Annotated in this window: 13 protein-coding genes and 1 tRNA gene; 12 read left to right on the top strand and 2 right to left on the bottom strand. The window is 68.9% G+C overall.

Going from position 1 to position 17514, the window contains the following annotated elements; translation table 11 throughout:
* Positions 1 to 54: 54 nt before the first annotated feature.
* Positions 55 to 1674 carry a hypothetical protein gene (locus tag B5F85_RS08805; RefSeq protein ID WP_087316432.1) on the top strand — a complete coding sequence of 540 codons (1620 nt, stop codon included), beginning with the start codon at positions 55 to 57 and terminating at the stop codon, positions 1672 to 1674.
* Here the strand turns inward: B5F85_RS08805 and ilvA are convergent.
* On the bottom strand, positions 1671 to 2891 hold the full coding sequence (gene ilvA / locus B5F85_RS08800) for a threonine ammonia-lyase (protein ID WP_087316430.1): 1221 nt from the start codon (positions 2889 to 2891) through the stop codon (positions 1671 to 1673). The genes B5F85_RS08805 and ilvA overlap by 4 nt on opposite strands.
* Positions 2892 to 3010: 119 nt before the next feature.
* On the opposite strand from ilvA, the gene B5F85_RS08795 reads away from it, so the two are divergent.
* Positions 3011 to 3844 carry an ATP-binding cassette domain-containing protein gene (locus B5F85_RS08795; RefSeq protein ID WP_087316428.1) on the top strand — a complete coding sequence of 278 codons (834 nt, stop codon included), beginning with the start codon at positions 3011 to 3013 and terminating at the stop codon, positions 3842 to 3844.
* A 49-nt stretch (positions 3845 to 3893) separates the two neighbouring features.
* Here B5F85_RS08795 and B5F85_RS08790 read toward each other — a convergent pair.
* Positions 3894 to 3969, bottom strand: a tRNA-Ala gene (locus tag B5F85_RS08790).
* Positions 3970 to 4392: 423 nt separating this feature from the next.
* Here B5F85_RS08790 and B5F85_RS08785 point away from each other — a divergent pair.
* The 10 genes from B5F85_RS08785 to B5F85_RS08740 all read left to right on the top strand — a co-directional run bounded on the left by B5F85_RS08785 (position 4393) and on the right by B5F85_RS08740 (position 17504).
* Positions 4393 to 5631 carry an MraY family glycosyltransferase gene (locus B5F85_RS08785; RefSeq protein WP_087316426.1) on the top strand — a complete coding sequence of 413 codons (1239 nt, stop codon included), beginning with the start codon at positions 4393 to 4395 and terminating at the stop codon, positions 5629 to 5631.
* Positions 5624 to 6598 carry a radical SAM protein gene (locus B5F85_RS08780; protein WP_087316424.1) on the top strand — a complete coding sequence of 325 codons (975 nt, stop codon included), beginning with the start codon at positions 5624 to 5626 and terminating at the stop codon, positions 6596 to 6598. The genes B5F85_RS08785 and B5F85_RS08780 overlap by 8 nt, the downstream gene beginning before the upstream one ends.
* A gap of 31 nt (positions 6599 to 6629) precedes the next feature.
* On the top strand, positions 6630 to 6941 hold the full coding sequence (locus B5F85_RS08775; protein WP_087316422.1) for a hypothetical protein: 312 nt from the start codon (positions 6630 to 6632) through the stop codon (positions 6939 to 6941).
* Positions 6942 to 6949: 8 nt separating this feature from the next.
* Positions 6950 to 8440, top strand: a complete 1491-nt coding sequence (locus B5F85_RS08770) for a nicotinate phosphoribosyltransferase (RefSeq protein ID WP_087316420.1) — start codon at positions 6950 to 6952, stop codon at positions 8438 to 8440.
* Positions 8441 to 8807: 367 nt separating this feature from the next.
* Entirely contained in the window at positions 8808 to 10652 is a 1845-nt protein-coding gene (argS, locus tag B5F85_RS08765) for an arginine--tRNA ligase (protein ID WP_087316418.1), read from the top strand.
* Positions 10653 to 10794: 142 nt separating this feature from the next.
* A complete protein-coding gene (locus B5F85_RS08760; RefSeq protein ID WP_087316416.1) occupies positions 10795 to 11475 on the top strand; it encodes a MarR family transcriptional regulator in 681 nt (226 codons plus the stop codon).
* A 179-nt stretch (positions 11476 to 11654) separates the two neighbouring features.
* Positions 11655 to 13553: a transcription termination factor Rho gene (gene rho, locus B5F85_RS08755; protein WP_204204715.1), complete on the top strand. Its 1899-nt coding sequence runs from the start codon at positions 11655 to 11657 to the stop codon at positions 13551 to 13553.
* A gap of 253 nt (positions 13554 to 13806) precedes the next feature.
* Positions 13807 to 14991 carry a hypothetical protein gene (locus tag B5F85_RS08750; RefSeq protein WP_087316414.1) on the top strand — a complete coding sequence of 395 codons (1185 nt, stop codon included), beginning with the start codon at positions 13807 to 13809 and terminating at the stop codon, positions 14989 to 14991.
* Positions 14992 to 15328: 337 nt separating this feature from the next.
* Positions 15329 to 16531, top strand: a complete 1203-nt coding sequence (locus tag B5F85_RS08745; RefSeq protein ID WP_087316412.1) for an ABC transporter substrate-binding protein — start codon at positions 15329 to 15331, stop codon at positions 16529 to 16531.
* Positions 16532 to 16631: 100 nt separating this feature from the next.
* Positions 16632 to 17504 (top strand): branched-chain amino acid ABC transporter permease, encoded by an 873-nt coding sequence (locus tag B5F85_RS08740; RefSeq protein ID WP_087316410.1) that lies wholly within the window; start codon positions 16632 to 16634, stop codon positions 17502 to 17504.
* Positions 17505 to 17514: the final 10 nt, after the last annotated feature.

The raw sequence follows: 17514 nt of genomic DNA, 5'->3' as shown, positions 1-17514 counted from the left end.
CCTGCTAAAGTCTTGCGTGTCGGTCCGCGAGAACGAGTCCGGGGAGGGGTCCGCGTGGGTGGCGCACACTTTGCCAAAGGCGACGTGACGGAAGGGGCGCGCGAGCCGTCTGGCCGCCCCCTGCTGAGGGCGCTGGTCTACGTGGCGGTCGTCGCGCTGGTCGTCGCGAGCGCGGCGCTTCGCTTCCGGACCGGCGACATCGCGTACCAAAACGAGGACGCCACGTGGCACACCCTGCTCACGGTCCAGGCCTATGACGAGACGCCGGCGTCCGAGCACCTGTTCCTCCCGCTCGTCTCCCTCGGCGAGCCGGCCGACAAGTACATCCCCTGGGGCCACACCATCCCCGACGACGCGGGCAACTACTATTACACGTCCTTCTCGCCCGCGGGGTTTGTGGCCGCCTGGGCCTTCATCAAGGCCCTCGGCCTGCCCGTCGCCGAGTCGAGCCTCTACCTGTTTGGAACCACGCTGCTCGCGGCCTCCGCGGCGGTGCTCGTGCACCTGATTCTGCTGGCCTTCGACCGCAGCCCGCATCGGGAGGCGCTCGCCCTGGGCGGGGCGGTTCTCTACGTCTTTGTGCCGGAGATCCTCCACGGCATGGGCCTGGTCTACTGGCATCAGTCGCTCATGCAGGTGACGCTGCTTCTTCAGGTCGCCGCCTACTACCACTACGCCGTGCGCGGCTCGCGCGCCTGGCGCGTCGCCTTCTACGTCCTCGCGCTTCTCAACCCCTACGTCGAGTGGACGGGATATGTCGCCAACGTGGGCTTTGCCATCGCCGAGCTCGCAAGGGGAAGGCGCGACGGCTGGGCGCGCGCCCTGGGCAGGGCCTGCGCGGTCGGCGCGCTGACGCTCGCGTCGTTTGCCCTGTTCTGCGCGCACTACCTCATGCGCGTGAGCGCGGCGGACTTCGCGGGTTCGCTGCTGTTCAGCTTCACCTCCCGCAACGCAGCCTCCACCGACGTCACCTTCCTCGACCTGCTCGCCGGCTACCCCGTGGCGCTTCGCTGGCTGCTCGCGGCGCTCGCGGTCCTGCTCGCACTCGCGCTCGTGGCCCGGCGGGGGAGGCTCTCGCTCGTTCCGGTCATGGGGACGCTGCTGTTTGTCTCGGCCTTCCCCGTGCTGGAGAACGTCATCATGAAGCAGCACGCCTGCCGGTACAGCTATGACATGATGAAGGCGGCGGTGCCGCTCGTGCTGCTTGCGTGCGAGCTCGCGAGAAACGCGATCGAGGCGCCCCGAAACCGGCGCCTCGGCACCGTGGGCGCCGCGTCCTTCGTGGCGCTCGCGGTGGCCGCCTCGGCCCTGAACTTCGCCTCCTACGCCGCGGACGAGCACTACGTGAAGGACAACCCCCACCGCTCCGACGACGCGGCGATCGCGCGCGAGGTGACCGAGCGCTACCCCGACGCCCTCTACGCCTGCGACCGCGGCGTCAGGGGCTACGTCAACCTGCTCTTCGGGCGGGGCGTCTACGAGTTCCAGACCCTCGAGGGCGCGCGCGAGCTCGCCGTCGAGCGCGGCGACGACACGGTGGTGCTCGTCTCCATGCAGTCCTCGGTGGTGCTCAACGTGCAGGTCATATCGCCGGAGGACCCCGAGGGCGTCACGTACACGGTGAGCGAGGGGCAAGTCACCCGGACGCCGGGGCTGCCGGAGCCCGCGGCCTAGAGCGAGGTCTGGACGAGGGAGGGCGAGAAGCCCGCGGCCTCGAGCGCCGCGACAATCTGCCGCTTGTGGTCGGTCCCGTACGCCTCGATCGTGACGCGCAGCTCCACGGCGGCGTTGCGGTTGGTCGAGACGAACTGGTTGTGCTCGAGCTTGATGACGTTGCCGTTCTGCTCGGCGACGGCCTGCGCCACGCGCACGAGCATGCCGGGGCGGTCGGGCAGAAGCACGCTCACGGTGAAGATGCGGTCGCGCATGATCAGGCCGTGCTGGACGACGGAGCTCATCGTGATGACGTCCATGTTGCCGCCCGAGAGGATCGAGACCACGCGGCGGTTCTCGGCGGGCAGGTGCTTCAGGGCGGCGACGGTGAGAAGGCCCGAGTTCTCGACGATCATCTTGTGGTTCTCGACCATGTCGAGGAAGGCCACGACGAGCTCGTCGTCGGGCACGGTCATGACGTCGTCGAGGTTGTCGCGCAGGTAGGGGAGGACCTGGTCTCCCACCTCGAGCACGGCGGTGCCGTCGGCGATGGTGTTGGCGGAGGGCAGGCGGACGGGGTGCCCCGCCTCGAGCGCCGCGGTGAGCGAGGGCGCCCCCTCGGGCTCCACGCCGATGACGCGGATCTTGGGGTTGTGGAGCTTGGCGAAGGTCGCCACGCCGCAGGCCAAGCCGCCCCCGCCCACGGGCACGAGGATGGTGTCGACGAGCGGCAGCTCCTGGACGACCTCCATGGCGATGGTACCCTGGCCCGTGGCGACGGTGGGGTCGTTGAACGGGTGGATGAAGGTGAGCCCCTCGCGCTCGGCGAGCTCGAGGGCGTAGTCGCAGGCCTCGTCGTAGACGTCGCCGTGCAGGACGACCTCGGCGCCGTAGCCCTTGGTGCGCTCGACCTTGATCAGCGGGGTGGTCGTGGGCATCACCACGACGGAGCGGGCGCCCGCTCGCGACGCGGCGTAGGCGACGCCCTGGGCGTGGTTTCCCGCGCTCGCGGTGATGAGGCCGCGCGAGAGCTCCTCGGGCGAGAGGGTCGAGATCTTGTAGTAGGCGCCGCGCACCTTGTAGGCGCCGGTGCGCTGCATGTTCTCGGGCTTGAGCCAGACGCGGTTGCCGCACTGCGCTGAGAACGACGGGCTCTCCACGAGCTTGGTCTCCTGCGTGACCTCCTTGACCTTCTCCGAGGCCTCCTCGAACGCCTCGAGCGTGAGCATCTCGGCCATGACGACTCCCCCCAACAAAAGTAGACGGCTCGTTACGGGGCCGTCTCCGCGGATTTTCGTTTGTCTATAGTAGTCCTGCCGGGACGCGGACGTCCCGACTCGAGGCGAAGGGGCATCAAATGGAAACCATCGAGAAGGACGGGACGGCCGCACGGACGTCCGCGACCCCGCTCTTCCAGATCCACGACGCGAGCGTGGTTCGCGGCGGCAAGACCATCCTGCACGTGGGCGACTTCACGCTCGGCGAGGGCGAGCACGTGGCGCTTCTGGGCCCCAACGGCGCGGGCAAGTCGACCTTCATCCAGCTGCTCACCCGCGAGGTGTTCCCGGTCTGGCGCGAGGAGCCCCCCGTGCGCTTTCGAGGTCAGGAGCGCCCGCGCCTGGAGGACATCAAGCGGACGCTGGGCATCGTGAGCTCCACGATGCACGACCAGGTGCGCGTGCACCTGCCGGTCATCGACATCGTCACGGGAGGGCTCTTCGGCACGCTCGGTCTGCCGCTGCGCGGAAACGTGGGCGAGAGGGATCGCGCGCTCGCGAGAAGCGCGCTCGAGCGCCTGGGCATCGCCGAGCTCGCCGCGCGCGACGTGATGACGCTCTCGACCGGCCAGGTGCGCCGCGTGCTCGTGGCGCGCGAGCTCGTGCGCGACCCGCAGGTCCTCATCTTCGACGAGCCCTGCACGGGCCTTGACCCCGAGGGGATGTACCACGTCCGCGAGACGATGGGCACGCTCGCCGCGGAGGGGCGCTCGGTCGTGCTCGTGACGCACTATCCGGAGGACATCATCCCCGCCATCGACCGCGTCCTTCTCATCAAGGACGCCGAGGTCTTCGCCGACGGCCCCAAGGCGGAGCTTTTGCGCGGCGAGGTCATGAGCGAGCTCTTTGACGTCCCACTCGTGGTGGGGGAGTCCGGCGGGTGGTACTCGCTTCGCGGGTCCTACGGGGCCTAGCGCAAAAAGGAAGGGCCCGGATGGAGTCATCCGGGCCCTTGGCATCTCATGGTGGAGACGAGGGGATTCGAACCCCCGGCCTCTGCCTTGCGAAGGCAGCGCTCTCCCAGCTGAGCTACGTCCCCAGGCGCATCGCGCGTTGGTTATTGTGGCGGTTTCGCCCTCGGGTGTCAAGCGGGGATTTTGGGTCCCCGCCATGGCGAGAGGGGCCGCGCGACAGCAAGACGCCCCCTGCGGCGAATAATGAACCCACCTCTCAGAAGGTGGGCGTCCCCATCGCGCGTTCCGGCTTCCTCATCAACGGAGGATACCCGTACTGAACACGAGATATCGGACTCCCTCGTAACGCTTGTCGGTTCACCCAGTTTGACCGCAGGGGGACGACACCTCCTACTATACGGGGCCCGCAGGGCGATACCAGTCTTGACTTGGTGGTCCTTCTCGGCAAGAGTAGAGATGTACGTGCGTTTTTCTCGCTCCGTTTGTCTGGCGCGGCGCTTCGGCTATCATGGCAGGGCAGCAAGCTACGGAACGACGAGAGGGGAGACGTGGTACCAGACCTGATTCCGTACCTGTGCCTCTTTCTCGCCGCGCTCCTGACGACGATCCTCACCACGCCGCTCGCGCGCAAAGTCGCCGTCTGGTGCGGCGCGGTCGACTACCCCAACGCTCGCAGGATCAACAAGTCTCCCATCCCGCGCATGGGCGGAATAGCCATCTTCCTGGGCATCGTCGCCGCCTTCGCGGTGCAGTACGTTGGCACCATGAGCCTGGGCTGGCCCGTCGTGCTCGTCCCCTCGCCCAAGCTCGACGTCAACTACGCCATGCTCGTGGCCGCTTTCGTCGTCATCTTTGCCACGGGCCTTTTGGACGACCGCTTCTCCCTCAGGCCCCGACAGAAGCTCCTCGGGCAGGTCCTCGCCGCCACGATCGCCGTCGCGGGCGGGCTGGTGATCGGGGACATCTCCAACCCCTTCGAGCCGGGCGGCTTCATCCAGCTCGGCTGGGTGGCCTATCCCGCCACGGTGCTCTACCTCGTGGCCTACACCAACATCATCAACCTCATCGACGGCCTCGACGGCCTCGCCGCGGGCATCTCCGCCATCGCGAGCTTCACGATGTTCGTCCTGTCCGTCTGGGCGGGACGGCTCGACGCGGCCGCGCTCTCGGTGGCGGTCGCGGGCTCCTCCCTCGGCTTCCTGCGCTACAACTTCCACCCCGCCTCCGTCTTCATGGGCGACTCCGGGGCGCTCACGCTGGGCTTTGCCCTCGGCGCGGTCTCGCTGCTCTCGGTCACGCGCTTCGCGGGCCTCACCACGATCATCGTCCCGCTCGTGATCGCCGCCGTCCCCATCATCGACACCTTCTCCGCGATCGTGCGCCGCCTGCGTGGGCACGTGAGCATCAGCCACGCCGACCGCGGCCACATCCACCACCGCCTCATCGACGAGGGGTACGACCAGCGCCAGGCGGTCCTGGTCATGTACTCCTGGACCGGGCTGCTCTGCGTTGGCTCGCTCGTGATGACTCAGGTTGAGACTGTGCCGCGCATCGTCATCTTCTGCCTGTTGCTGCTCTGTTCCATGGCCTTCGCGCGCCACCTCCACCTCTTCGAGCCGGTGCTGCTGCACCACTACAACCCCAAGACGGGCTCCGACGAGCTCGTGGCGCCCGGCGACGCGGCCTTCGACGAGGAGGCGGAGCAGCTGCACCGTCACCGCTCTCTGGCCGAGCGGGTCTCGGGCGAGAAGGGCGCGGCCGAGAAGGGCGAGCGTGACGATGGCTGAGCCCGACCTTCTGGCGCCGGGGGCCTATGACGCCTGCGCGCTCTGCCCGCGCCGCTGCGGCGCCCGCCGCTCCCAGGGCCGTCCCGGACGCTGCGGCATGACCTCCGAGCTGCGCGTCGCGCGCAGCGCCCTGCACTTCTGGGAGGAGCCGCCCATATCCGGGGACGCCGGCTCGGGCGCGATCTTCTTCTCGGGCTGCCCGCTTCGCTGCGTCTTCTGCCAGAACCACGAGATCTCGGGCGGGGGCTTCGGCCTTACGGTCACCACGGCTCGCCTCGCCGAGATGATGCTCGAGCTCCAGGCGGCGGGCGCGCTCAACGTCAACCTCGTGACCGCGCTTCACTTCGCGCCGCAGGTGCGCGACGCGGTCCTTCTCGCCCGCGAGGCGGGGCTCGAGATTCCCATAGTGTGCAACACCTCCGGCTACGAGCTCGCCGAGGTGGTGCGCGCGCTCTCGGGGACGGTCGACGTGTGGCTCGCCGACTTCAAGTACGCGGACGCGGCGCTCGCCGGGGAGCTCTCCGCGGCCCCGGACTATCCCGAGGTCGCCTCGGAGGCGCTCGAGGCGATGCTCGAGGGCGTGCGCGCCGCCGGCGGACGCGCGCTCGGCGCCGACGGGCGGATGCTCAGGGGCGTCATCGTGCGACACCTCGTGCTGCCGGGCCACGTCGACGACACGTGCGCGGTCCTCGACCGCGTCTGGGAGCTCGCCGGCAACGAGGCGGACCTCTCGCTGATGAACCAGTACACGCCCAACGAGGCGTGCCGACGGGCCGGGGGAGAGCTCTCCCGGGGCGTGACCGAGGAGGAGTACGAGCTTTCGCTCTGCCACGCCGACGACCTCGGCTTCGAGCGAATCTGGTGGCAGGAGGGCGGCACGGTCTCCGAGAGCTTCGTCCCGGCGTTCGACGCCACCGGGGTGCGCGGTCCCGAGCTTGGGGCACCCGCGCCCGCGCAAGGGGTATAAACTGAACACATCCTGCAGACAGGGGGCTACCATGGCGGACAACAACGGTCTCACCGACGAGGAGCGCGCCGAGCTCGAGCAGCTGCGCGCGGAGAAGGCCGCGCGCGAGCAGGCCCAGCGAGACGCCGCGGAGCGCGCCGAGCTCGAGCGCCTGCGCGCCCAGCGCGCCCAGACCGAGGCGGAGCGCGCCCGCGAGGCCCGCGACGCCGAGGCGCGCGAGCGCGGTCGCGCCCTCATGGAGCCCGACGAGGACGACCTCAAGATGTCGTCCGGCCAGAAGATCGTGATCCTCGCCGTCGTGGGCGTCGCCCTCGTGTGGCTCGCCCTCACGGTCCTCGGATAGGAGAAGCCATGTCGCTCACTGACCGCACCAAGCCCACGGACGTCTCGCTCAACACCGACCTCTACGAGCTCACGATGGCCCAGGGGTTCTGGGAGTCGGGCCTCGCGAACGGGCAGGCGTGCTTCAACGCCTTCTTCCGCGACAACCCCTTCGACGGCGGCTACGCGGTGTGCTGCGGCACGGGCCAGCTCGCCGAGCTCGTGGAGAACTTCGTCTTCGAGGACGACGCCATCGAGTTTCTCGCCTCGCTGCCGGCCCCCGGCGGCGGCCCCATGTTCAAGCCCGACTTCCTCGAGTATCTGCGAAACCACCGGCTCGACCTCACGATCCACGCGGTGCCCGAGGGGCAGATCGTCTTCGGGCGCGAGCCCATGGTGCGCGTGGAGGGCCCGGTCATCGACTGCCAGCTCATCGAGACGGCCCTGCTCAACCTCGTGAACTTCCAGACGCTCGTGGCCACCAAGACCGCGCGCGTCGTCCGCGCTGCCGAGGGTCACCCGGTCTCCGACTTCGGCCTGCGCCGCGCCCAGGGCCCCGACGGCGGCCTGGCCGTCGCGCGCGCCTCCTACATCGCCGGCGCGTCCTCGACCTCCAACGTGCTCGCGGGCAAGATTTACGGCATCCCCGTCTTTGGCACGCACGCCCACTCCTGGGTCATGGCCTTCCCGAGCGAGCTCGAGGCCTTCCGCGCCTTCGCGAAGTCGAGCCCCAAGAACTGCGTGCTGCTCCTCGACACCTACGACGTCCACCAGGGCATCCGCAACGCCATCACCGTGGCCAAGGAGATGGAGGAGGCCGGCGAGCGGCTCTCCGCCGTGCGGCTCGACTCGGGCGACCTCGCGCGCCTCTCCAAGGAGGCCCGCGCCGCCTTTGACGAGGCGGGGCTGCCCTACGTCAAGATCTCGGTCTCCAACGACCTCGACGAGTACACCATCCAGTCGCTCTTCGCCCAGGGCGCGCCGATCGACTCCTTCGGCGTGGGCACCAAGCTCGCCACGTGCGACCCCCAGCCCTCGCTCGGCGGCGTGTACAAGCTCTCGGCCGTGCGCTCCGACGAGTCCGAGCCCTGGACGCCGGTCATCAAGCTCTCCGAGCAGTCCTACAAGCGCACGGTCCCGGGCGTCCAGCGCGTCCTGCGCTACTACGACCCCGCCGGCCGACCCACCGCCGACATGCTCGTCGTCGACGAGGTCGCCCGTCCCGGCGTGGCTCGCAAGATGTACGACATCCTCGACCCGTACACCTCCTACGCGCTCGAGGGCGAGCCGCAGGAGCTGCTCGTCAAGCTCGTCGAGCACGGGCGGCGCGCCTGCGAGCCCGAGGGGATCGAGGTCGCCCGCGAGCGCTGCAAGGACGCCCTTATGCGCCTCGACCCCGCGGTCGCGCGCTTCCTGAACCCGCAGACCTATCCGGTGGGCCTCGAGGAGGGCCTCGAGGCGCTCCGCAGCCGCCTGGCGCGCGAGGAGCGCGAGGAGTCCGGCCGTCCCACGGCCGACTAACCGCTGCCGCCCGCGTCCTTCTCGCACGGAGATTGCGCCCCAGAATGTCGAGAAGGACGGCGCGCCTTGCCCGCACTCGTGAGTGCGTTCATCAAGTGCGGGCGGATTTGGGCTCGTGACGCATCGAGTGCGCGGCCCTTCTCGGCGAACGCTGCCAAGTGCGCGGATCGAGTGCGCCCCGGCCCGCACCGGATGCGCCGGGCGAGAAGTGCGGGCACGGTCCCGGCGGACGTCGTCGAGTGCGTGGAAGCCCACGAGCACGCAAATGCGGATTTGTGCTCGTGCCGCTCGAGGACGTCTCCTGATGCGTCGCGCCTCTGCTACACTCAAAAAGTTGCGAACAATCCCAAGTCACGGGGGAGAACCCATGCCCGAGAAGATCGAGGAGCTCGTTCGAGCCGCCATCGCCGCCGCCCAGCAGTCCGGGGAGCTCCCGGAGTTCGAGGTGACCGAGCTCGGCTTCGAGCGGCCCGCCGACTCGGCCAACGGCGACTGGAGCTCGACGGTCGCGATGCGCTCCGCCAAGCTCGCCCGCCGCGCCCCGCGCCAGATCGCCGAGGCGATCGTCTCTCACATCGCCGAGGACGCGTCCGTCGAGCGCGTCGAGGTGGCCGGCCCCGGCTTCATCAACTTCTACCTCGCCGCGGCATCGGCCAACGAGGTCTTCCGCACCGTGCGCGAGCAGGGTCGCGACTATGCCCGCTCGCAGCTGGGCGCGGGGACCAAGGTCCAGGTGGAGTTTGTCTCGGCCAACCCCGTGGGGCCGCTGCACATCGGCCACGGCCGCTGGGCGGCGCTGGGCGACTCGCTGTGCCGCGTGCTCGAGCACGCCGGCTACGAGGTCCAGCGCGAGTACTACATCAACGACCACGGCTCCCAGATGGACGTCTTCGGCCACTCCGTCTCGATGCGCTACCGCCAGCTCCTCGACGTGATGGCCCAGGGCGAGAAGGACCTCGACGCCGCCCGCGCGGCGCTTCTCGCCGACCGCGAGGCCTACGTCGCCGACGAGGACGACTCCCGCCCCGAGACCCACCCGCTCACCGACGCCTTCAACGAGGCCCTCGGCGGCAACGCCTACGGCGGAGACTACATCGTCGACATCGCCTGCCGCTTCGTGCGCGAGGACGGCGACCGCTGGGCGGGCGTCCCCGAGGACGAGCGCATGGCTGAGTTCCGCGAGCGCGGCTACCGCTGGATGCTCGACTCCATCCGCCAGACCTGCCACGAGGCTCGCTGCGACTTCGACGTTTGGTTCTCCGAGCGCAGCCTCTACGAGAAGGACGCGTCCGGCACCTCCGCCGTCGACCGCGCCCTCTCGGCCCTGGGCGAGCTCGGCCACCTCTATCACGACGAGGCGGGCGCGCTGTGGTTCCGCTCGACGACCTTTGGGGACGACAAGGACCGCGTGCTCATCAAGACCAACGGCGAGTACACCTACTTCGCCTCCGATGTCGCCTACCACTGGAACAAGTTCCAGCGTGTCGACCACGTGATCGACATCTGGGGCGCCGACCACCACGGCTACATCCAGCGCGTCCAGTCCGCCTGCGAGGCGCTCGGCTACCCCACGCAGTTCGAGGTCCTTCTCGGCCAGCTCGTGAACCTGCTGCGCGACGGCAACCCCGTGCGCATGTCCAAGCGCAAGGGCACGATGGTCACCTTTGACGAGCTGCTCGCCGAGGTGGGCGCCGACGCCACGCGCTACACGCTCATCTCGAAGTCCTCCAACCAGATGATCGACTTCGACATCGAGCGCGTGAAGAAGCAGGACAACACCAACCCGGTCTACTACGTGCAGTACGCGCATGCGCGCATCTGCTCCATCCTGCGCCGAGGCGCCGACGTGACCCTCGAGGAGGCCGCGGGGCTGGGCATGGACGAGGTCGCGCGCCGCGCGGTGGGCGACGGCTACGACCTGGGGCTTCTCACCCAGCCCGCCGAGGCGGCCCTCGCCCGCAAGCTCTCCGAGCTCCCGGGGCTCGTCGAGAGCTGCGCGCGCGACCGGGCGCCCTTCCGCCTCACGCACTACGCGGAGGAGCTCGCGGCGGAGTTCCACTCCTTCTACGCCGCCTGCCAGGTCCTCCCCGGCAAGGGCCGCCCGCTCGACGACGCGCTCTCCCACGCGCGCCTGGCGGCCGTCGACGCGACGCGGCGCGTGCTCGCGCTCACCCTCGAGCTCATCGGCGTGAGCGCTCCCCAGAGCATGTAGGCGGCGGGCGACCGGTCGTGACCGGTCGCCCGTTAACTTTGATGTCACGTTTTGGGTCGCGGGCGGTCAAAGGGGGTATACTGGCGCCTGCGCGGGCGACGTTGACGTCCGCCGCTTGTCACGACGCGGGGGAGGTTGATGCGTGGACCTCAGGGAGTATATGTCCGTCAGAAGGGCATACAACATCGTCAGGCAGGACCAGACGCCCGACGATCGCCTGACGTTCGAGGAGTTTGCCATCCTCTGCCGCCTGCTCATCTCCAACGAGCCGATGAAGACCTCTGCGATAGCCGACTATCAGGGCGCGCTCAGGCCCACGATGACCCATCGCACCAACCACCTCGCGCGCCTCGGGCTCATCGACCGCGTCGAGGGGGAGCGCGACCGTCGCAACGTCGTCTGCTCCATCTCCGAGCTCGGCGCGCGGCGCGTCCGAGAGCTCTCGGAGCTCACCTGCTCCCGCATCCCGAGCGGCCGTTCGCTCGGGAGGACCTCGCCCGAGCGCATCTGCCGCTACGTCGACGCCATGGGGTCGTTCTTCTGCCAGGCCGGCGACATCGTGCTTCTCGGCCTCAGGGCGGCGGGCGGCGGCCCGCTGACCGTCATGCAGCTCGTCGACGCCCTCGGCCTGCTTCAGCCCACGGTCTCGATGTCGGTCGCGGCGCTCGCCGAGGCCGGCTACGTCACGCGCGCCCGCGGCGTCTCGAGCCTGCGCACGACGAGCGTCTCCTTGACGGCCCGGGGCGCCGAGGCCGCCGAGGAGCTCGAGGAGGGCATCGAGGGGATCGTCGTCCGCCGGAAGCTGCGCTCCTCGCGGGCGTAGCCCCTCTGCGTGGCGAGAAGGACCGCGCTCTGGTATACTGCTCGGGATGCGTGAGACGTCGGCGTGCTCTGTCGCCCGTCGCGCGCGTCCCCACCAACTGTCATAGCGCGAACACTTTTCGCCACGGGCGAGGCGACCTTCTGCATGTGTCGCCGCCCATCAGCAAGAGAGGTTGACATATGTCGGAAGCCGAGACTCCCGTTTCCGGGTCCGCGCAGGTCGAGCCCGGCGCCGAGGCCGCGCAGCCCAAGCCTCGCCGCCGTCGCAGGACCAAGGCCGAGATGGAGGCCGCCCGCGCGGCTGAGGCCGCCGCGAAGGCGGCCGCGGAGGCAGCCGGCGAGCCCTGGCCTCCCAAGCGCCGTCGCGGCAGGCCCAAGAAGAGCGAGTCCGAGGCCGCCGAGACCGTCGCCGCCAAGGCGCAGACCGTCGCCCCCGCCGCCGAGGCGAGCGTCCTGGAGGGCCCCGAGCGCGCCGCTGACGCCCCCGTCGCGCAGCCCAAGCGCAGGAGGGGCAGGCCGAGGAAGCAGGAGGCCGCCGACGCCGAGGCGCGCTCCGAGGTGACGGACGTCCCCGCTGCCGAGGCCCCGGCCTCCGCGCCCGCGCCGGAGGTCGCCGAGGCCCCCTCCGAGTCCGAGCCCCCCGCCCGCGAGGAGGACGCGCGCCCCGGCCGCAAGCGCCGTCACGGCAACGGCGCCGATCACGCCAACGGTAAGGGCGGCGCCGAGGCCGGCTTCCCTGACCGTCGGAAGGGCGGTCAGGGCCAGGGTCGCCGGCGCAACCGTCGCCAGCAGGAGGCCGCCGAGCCCTCCCTCACGCGCGAGGAGCTCGCCGCCATGAAGGTGGCCGAGCTGCGCTCCAAGGCGGCCGAGCTCGGCGTCGAGTACGTGGGCGTCCGCAAGCCCGAGCTTGTCGAGGCGGTTTACGAGGCCGCGGCCCGCGCCGAGGGCTTCCGCCCGGTCGAGGGCATCCTCGAGATCGGCAACGAGGGCTACGGCTGGGTGAGGACCGGCAACTACATGGAGGGCGATGACGACGCCTTCGTCCATCAGCAGCTCATCCGCTCGCTGGGCCTTCGCCCGGGCGACCGCGTGGCGGGCACCGTCGGCCCCGGCCGATCCAACAGCAAGTACCCGCCGCTTCAGCGCGTTACCTCGGTCAACGGCATGCCTCCCGAGGCCATGAGGTCGCGCCCGCGCTTCCGTGACCTGACCCCGGTCTTCCCCAACGAGCGCCTCGTCATGGAGTGCGGCCGCGACTCCATCACCGGCCGTGCCATCGACCTCGTCTCGCCGATCGGCAAGGGCCAGCGCGGGCTTATCGTGTCCCCGCCCAAGGCCGGCAAGACGACGGTCCTCAAGAAGATCTGCCAGTCCATCGCCGCGAACAACCCCGAGGTCCATCTCTTCTGCCTGCTCGTCGACGAGCGCCCGGAGGAGGTCACCGACATGGAGCGCTCCATCAAGGGCGAGGTCGTGGCCTCGACCTTCGACATGCCCGCGGACAACCACACCCACGTCTCCGAGCTCGTGATCGAGCACGCCAAGCGCCTCGTCGAGATGGGGGAGGACGTCGTGGTGGTCCTCGACTCCATCACGCGCCTCGCGCGCGCCTACAACCTGGCGCAGCCCGCGAGCGGGCGCATTCTCTCCGGCGGCGTCGACTCCGCGGCGCTCTACCCGCCCAAGAAGTTCCTCGGCGCCGCGCGCAACATCGAGAACGGCGGCTCGCTCACGATCATCGCCTCGGCGCTCGTCGACACGGGATCCAAGATGGACGAGGTCATCTTCGAGGAGTTCAAGGGCACCGGCAACATGGAGCTCAAGCTCGACCGCGACCTCGCCGACAAGCGCATCTTCCCGGCCATCGACCCCGTCTCCTCGGGAACGCGCAACGAGGACCTGCTCATCGAGCCCGAGTATCAGCCGCTCGTCTGGGGCATCCGTCGCATCCTCGCGAACATGAACAACATCGAGCGCGCGGCGAATGCCCTCGTGCGCGGCCTCAAGGAGACCGAGTCCAACAGCGAGTTCCTCATCAAGAGCGCAAAGAAGGCTGCCCAGTCCGGCTACGTCGGGTAGCCGGCGGGCGCGCCCGCGCCCATGCGCGCGGGCGCCTTCGCGCGACCCTAAACGACGCACTCAAACGTCGTTTCCTTACTTGCGCTCCCGCTGGTGAAATGGTTATATTCTTGTTTGTCCGCATTGCGGGCCAGTCACGGTACACGAAGATGAAACGCAGCCCAAACCGTTGACGTCGCGCCCGCCCCAGAAGGGCGGGGACCATAGGTTTGCAGCTCGTCTCGTCTTCCCATCTTGGGGGGAGCGGGAGCACATGGGCGTGAGCAGAAACGCCGCCGTATACGCAGGCCTTGTCGGCAGCCTCGCGCTGGGCGCCCCAGCCCCCGCGGCCGCCCTCTCCCTCACAGACGCCATCGACGCCCTTGACGGGACGTTCGTCTCGCCGTCCGTCGCGTTTGCCGCCGGACTTGCAGGCGGGGCGCTGCTCACCGGCATCGTCGTTGGCTCCGCCGCGCTCGTCTCGCGTCGCCGCGCGCGCTGCACCGCAGAGGCGTCCCAGGACCAGACCGACCCGACGGCCGCGTCCGAGCCGCTTGTCGTGCAGGAGGCCGCGGGCGAGGAGCCGTCCGGGTATCGTCCGCGCCATCTGCGCGTCGACGCGCCCGTCGCCGCAGAGAAGGACGAGGCTCCCGCCGTCTCTGAGCCCGCTCCCAGCCACGCCGCGAGCGACTACGAGGACATCGCCGAGAACTACGCCCGCCGTGCGACGTTCCGCGCGCGCATGGCGCGCCGCGCAGAGGGCGTGGCGGCGACCCTAAGGGAACGCCTCGGCTCGAACATGATGGACGGCGTCCCCGTGATCGAGCGGGCCGACGGGTCTGTCGGCGACGTCGGCACCGCATGGTGGAAGCGCGCGGTGGGGGAGCAGACGATCATCGCCGACTCGGGCTTTGCCGACGACTCTGACGCGCTCGCCATCCCCTCCGACTTCACCGGCGCCTCCGCCGCCCTTCTCGCCCCCGCACCGAGGGCCGGGGGCATCTCGATGCGCGTCGCGCGCATCGACGAGGGCGCCTATCCCGAGCGCCGCACCGTCGACGACCTCAACCAGTCCGACGAGTGGGACCTCGCGCTGCGCTCGCTCGACGAGCGGATCGCCATCGAGTCCGCCTCGCAGATCCCTACGCCCTTCGTGGACCTCGTCGGCGGCGTCGACACCCTCGACGAGCCCGACAACCTCGAGCTCCAGACGTCGTTCATCCCGTTCAAGACCCCCGCGGGGCACCCCGAGGTCGTCGACACGGAGTCCTACGTCGACTACCTCATCGAGGACGAGTTCGCCAAGAGCTCCTCTCCTGTCGCCCGGCGCAGCTACAACCGCTTCCTGCGCGTGCTCGAGGGGGGCACCTCCTCCTCCAAGCGCCTCGACCTTGACAACGAGGAGGCCTCCGAGCACGTTGCCAAGCACTTCGCCGTCCCGATGGCGGCCCAGGGCTAAGGGCTTCTCGCACGCGACTCGGCGCGGCGGCCCCATGGGGTCGCCGCGTTTTTTTTGCTAAGACGCCACACCTGGTGGTTCTTATCGCAACTTCAACATTAACGGCTATTTGAGCCCCCTTAATTTATTTCCTGAGATCATGCCAGGTGTGGAGTTAACCTATCTGAAACAAGTCGCCTTGCGATCAAGAAACATGTGCGCGTGGCATTGTTTCGGACGTGTTAGCAGCGTCACGGCTCGGTTAACAAATCCTCCACATCACCAATGAAAGCAGAACGTCGGCGTACGTTAGCCCCACGCTTTTTGCTTCAGAAAGAAGCGACGGGAGGAGAAAGACATGTTCGAGAACGTTTCTAGGCGCAACTTCCTGCAGGTCTCTGCCGCGAGCGTGGCCCTTCTCGGCCTCGCGGGCTGCAACGGCAGCAGCGACTCCGGCGAGGGCGGCGACGCCTCCGGCTCCATCAAGGTCGGCATCATGGGCCCGCACACCGGCGACAACTCTTCGTACGGCCTCGCCTGCCTGAACGGCGCCCAGCTCTACTTCAAGCAGCTCAACGAGGACGGCGGCGTCAACGGCAAGCAGATCGAGCCGGTCGTCTATGACGAGAAGGGCGACGCCACCGAGGCTGTCAACGCCTACAACCGCCTCGTCCAGGAGGACGGCGTGACCGGCATCGTCGGCGACGTCACCACCGGCCCCACGATCGCCGTGGCCCAGGCCTCCGTTGCCGACAACATGCCCTGCGTGACCCCGTCCGCCACCGCGGCCGACGTCGTCACCTACGGCTCCAACTACTTCCGCGCCTGCGTGACCGACCCGGAGCAGGGCCGCGTCATGGCCAACTTCGCCGCGGAGCAGGGTTACAAGAACGTCGCCACGCTCTACCTCTCAGGCTCCGACTACTCCGAGGGCGTCAACGCCGCCTTCTGCGAGGAGGCCGAGGCCAAGGGCATCACCATCACCGCCCAGGAGTCCTACTCCGAGGGCGACGTCGACTTCAACACGCAGCTCACCAACATCATCAACACCAACCCCGACGCCATCCTCGTTCCCAACTACTACCAGGACGACGGCATGATCGTTACCCAGGCTCGCGCCCAGGGTTACGACAAGGTCTTCCTTGGCGTCGACGGCTGGTCCGGCATCTACGGCGGCTCCGAGAACTACGCCGACGCCGCCGACCTCCACGACTGCTACTACTGCTGCGCGTTCAGCTCCTCCAACGACTCCGAGGTCGCCGCGCAGTTCATCGAGGACTATGAGGCCGAGTACAACGAAACCCCCACGAACTTCTGCGCGCTTGGCTATGACGCCGCCATGGTGCTCGCAAACGGCCTCGCCGCCGCCGAGGAGGCCGGCCTCGAGCCCGGCTCCGAGGACTACAAGCAGGCCGTGATCGACGGCATCGCCTCCGGCACCGTCGAGGGCGTCACGGGCTCCATCTCCTACGAGGGCACCGGCGACCCGATCAAGTCCTCGCTGATCATCACCTTCGCCGAGGACGGCACCGAGGAGACCTTCGAGGTGCTCGAGGCTTAGTCGCTCGCATTCTCGCCTCGTCTCGGGGCATCGGGTTCGCCCGATGCCCCGCTTTTGCTAGGCGCGCTCCGTGCGCGCTGTCCCTGAGAGGAGTTCTCCCTTGTTCTTCACGCAGGTGCTCAACGGCCTGCAGCTCGGCAGCATCTACGCGCTCGTGGCCCTGGGCTACACGATGGTGTACGGCATCATCTTGCTGCTCAACTTCGCCCACGGCGACATCATCATGGTGGGCGCGTACGTGTCGTGGCTGGTCATGGCCCAGCTGGGGCTTCCCCCCGTGCTCGCGATCATCCTTTCGGTCGCGGCGTGCACGCTCATGGGCGTGCTCATCGACAAGGTGGCGTACGCGCCGCTCAGAAACGCCCCGAGGCTCTCTATCCTCATCACGGCCATCGGCGTCTCGTACTTCCTCGAGAACGGCGCGCAGCTCGTCTTTGGCGCCGACGCCAAGGTGGTCCCGGCCTACACCGAGCTCACCACCGTGCAGCTCGGCGGGCTCAGCCTCTCGTTCCCGTCCATCCTTACCGTCCTGGTGACGGTCGTGGCAACCGTGGCGCTCACCGTGGTGGTCCAGAAGACCAAGCTCGGCAAGGCCATGCGCGCCGTGTCCGAGGACATGGGCGCCGCGCGCCTCATGGGCATCAACGTCAACACCACGATCTCGTTCACCTTTGCCGTGGGCTCCGCGCTCGCCGGCATCGGTGCGGTGCTCTACGCGATGGCCTACACCCAGGCCAACCCGACCATGGGCATGATGCTCGGCACCAAGGCCTTCGTGGCCGCGGTCCTCGGCGGCATCGGGTCGATTCCCGGCGCCGTGGTGGGCGGCCTGCTCGTGGGCTTTGCCGAGGTCTTCGTTACCGCCATCGGCCTCTCCGTGTGGAAGGACGCCGTGGTCTTCCTCCTGCTCATCATCGTCCTCGTCGTGCGCCCGACCGGCATCTTCGGCCGCACGATGAACGAGAAGGTCTAGGGGGTGCAAT

It is taken from the genome of Olsenella sp. An293 (assembly GCF_002159495.1).
Classification (GTDB): Bacteria; Actinomycetota; Coriobacteriia; order Coriobacteriales; family Atopobiaceae; genus Thermophilibacter.
The sequence above is the reverse complement of the archived record's forward strand: the minus strand, read 5'-3'. Positions and strand labels throughout refer to the sequence as shown.

Excerpts from the sequence above, each read along its gene's own strand:
- ilvA (WP_087316430.1), bottom strand. The coding sequence starts at position 2,891 with ATGGCCGAGATGCTCACGCTCGAGGCGTTCGAGGAGGCCTCGGAGAAG.
- B5F85_RS08795 (WP_087316428.1), top strand. The coding sequence starts at position 3,011 with ATGGAAACCATCGAGAAGGACGGGACGGCCGCACGGACGTCCGCGACC.
- B5F85_RS08780 (WP_087316424.1), top strand. The coding sequence starts at position 5,624 with ATGGCTGAGCCCGACCTTCTGGCGCCGGGGGCCTATGACGCCTGCGCG.
- B5F85_RS08775 (WP_087316422.1), top strand. The coding sequence starts at position 6,630 with ATGGCGGACAACAACGGTCTCACCGACGAGGAGCGCGCCGAGCTCGAG.
- B5F85_RS08770 (WP_087316420.1), top strand. The coding sequence starts at position 6,950 with ATGTCGCTCACTGACCGCACCAAGCCCACGGACGTCTCGCTCAACACC.
- argS (WP_087316418.1), top strand. The coding sequence starts at position 8,808 with ATGCCCGAGAAGATCGAGGAGCTCGTTCGAGCCGCCATCGCCGCCGCC.
- rho (WP_204204715.1), top strand. The coding sequence starts at position 11,655 with ATGTCGGAAGCCGAGACTCCCGTTTCCGGGTCCGCGCAGGTCGAGCCC.
- B5F85_RS08750 (WP_087316414.1), top strand. The coding sequence starts at position 13,807 with ATGGGCGTGAGCAGAAACGCCGCCGTATACGCAGGCCTTGTCGGCAGC.
- B5F85_RS08745 (WP_087316412.1), top strand. The coding sequence starts at position 15,329 with ATGTTCGAGAACGTTTCTAGGCGCAACTTCCTGCAGGTCTCTGCCGCG.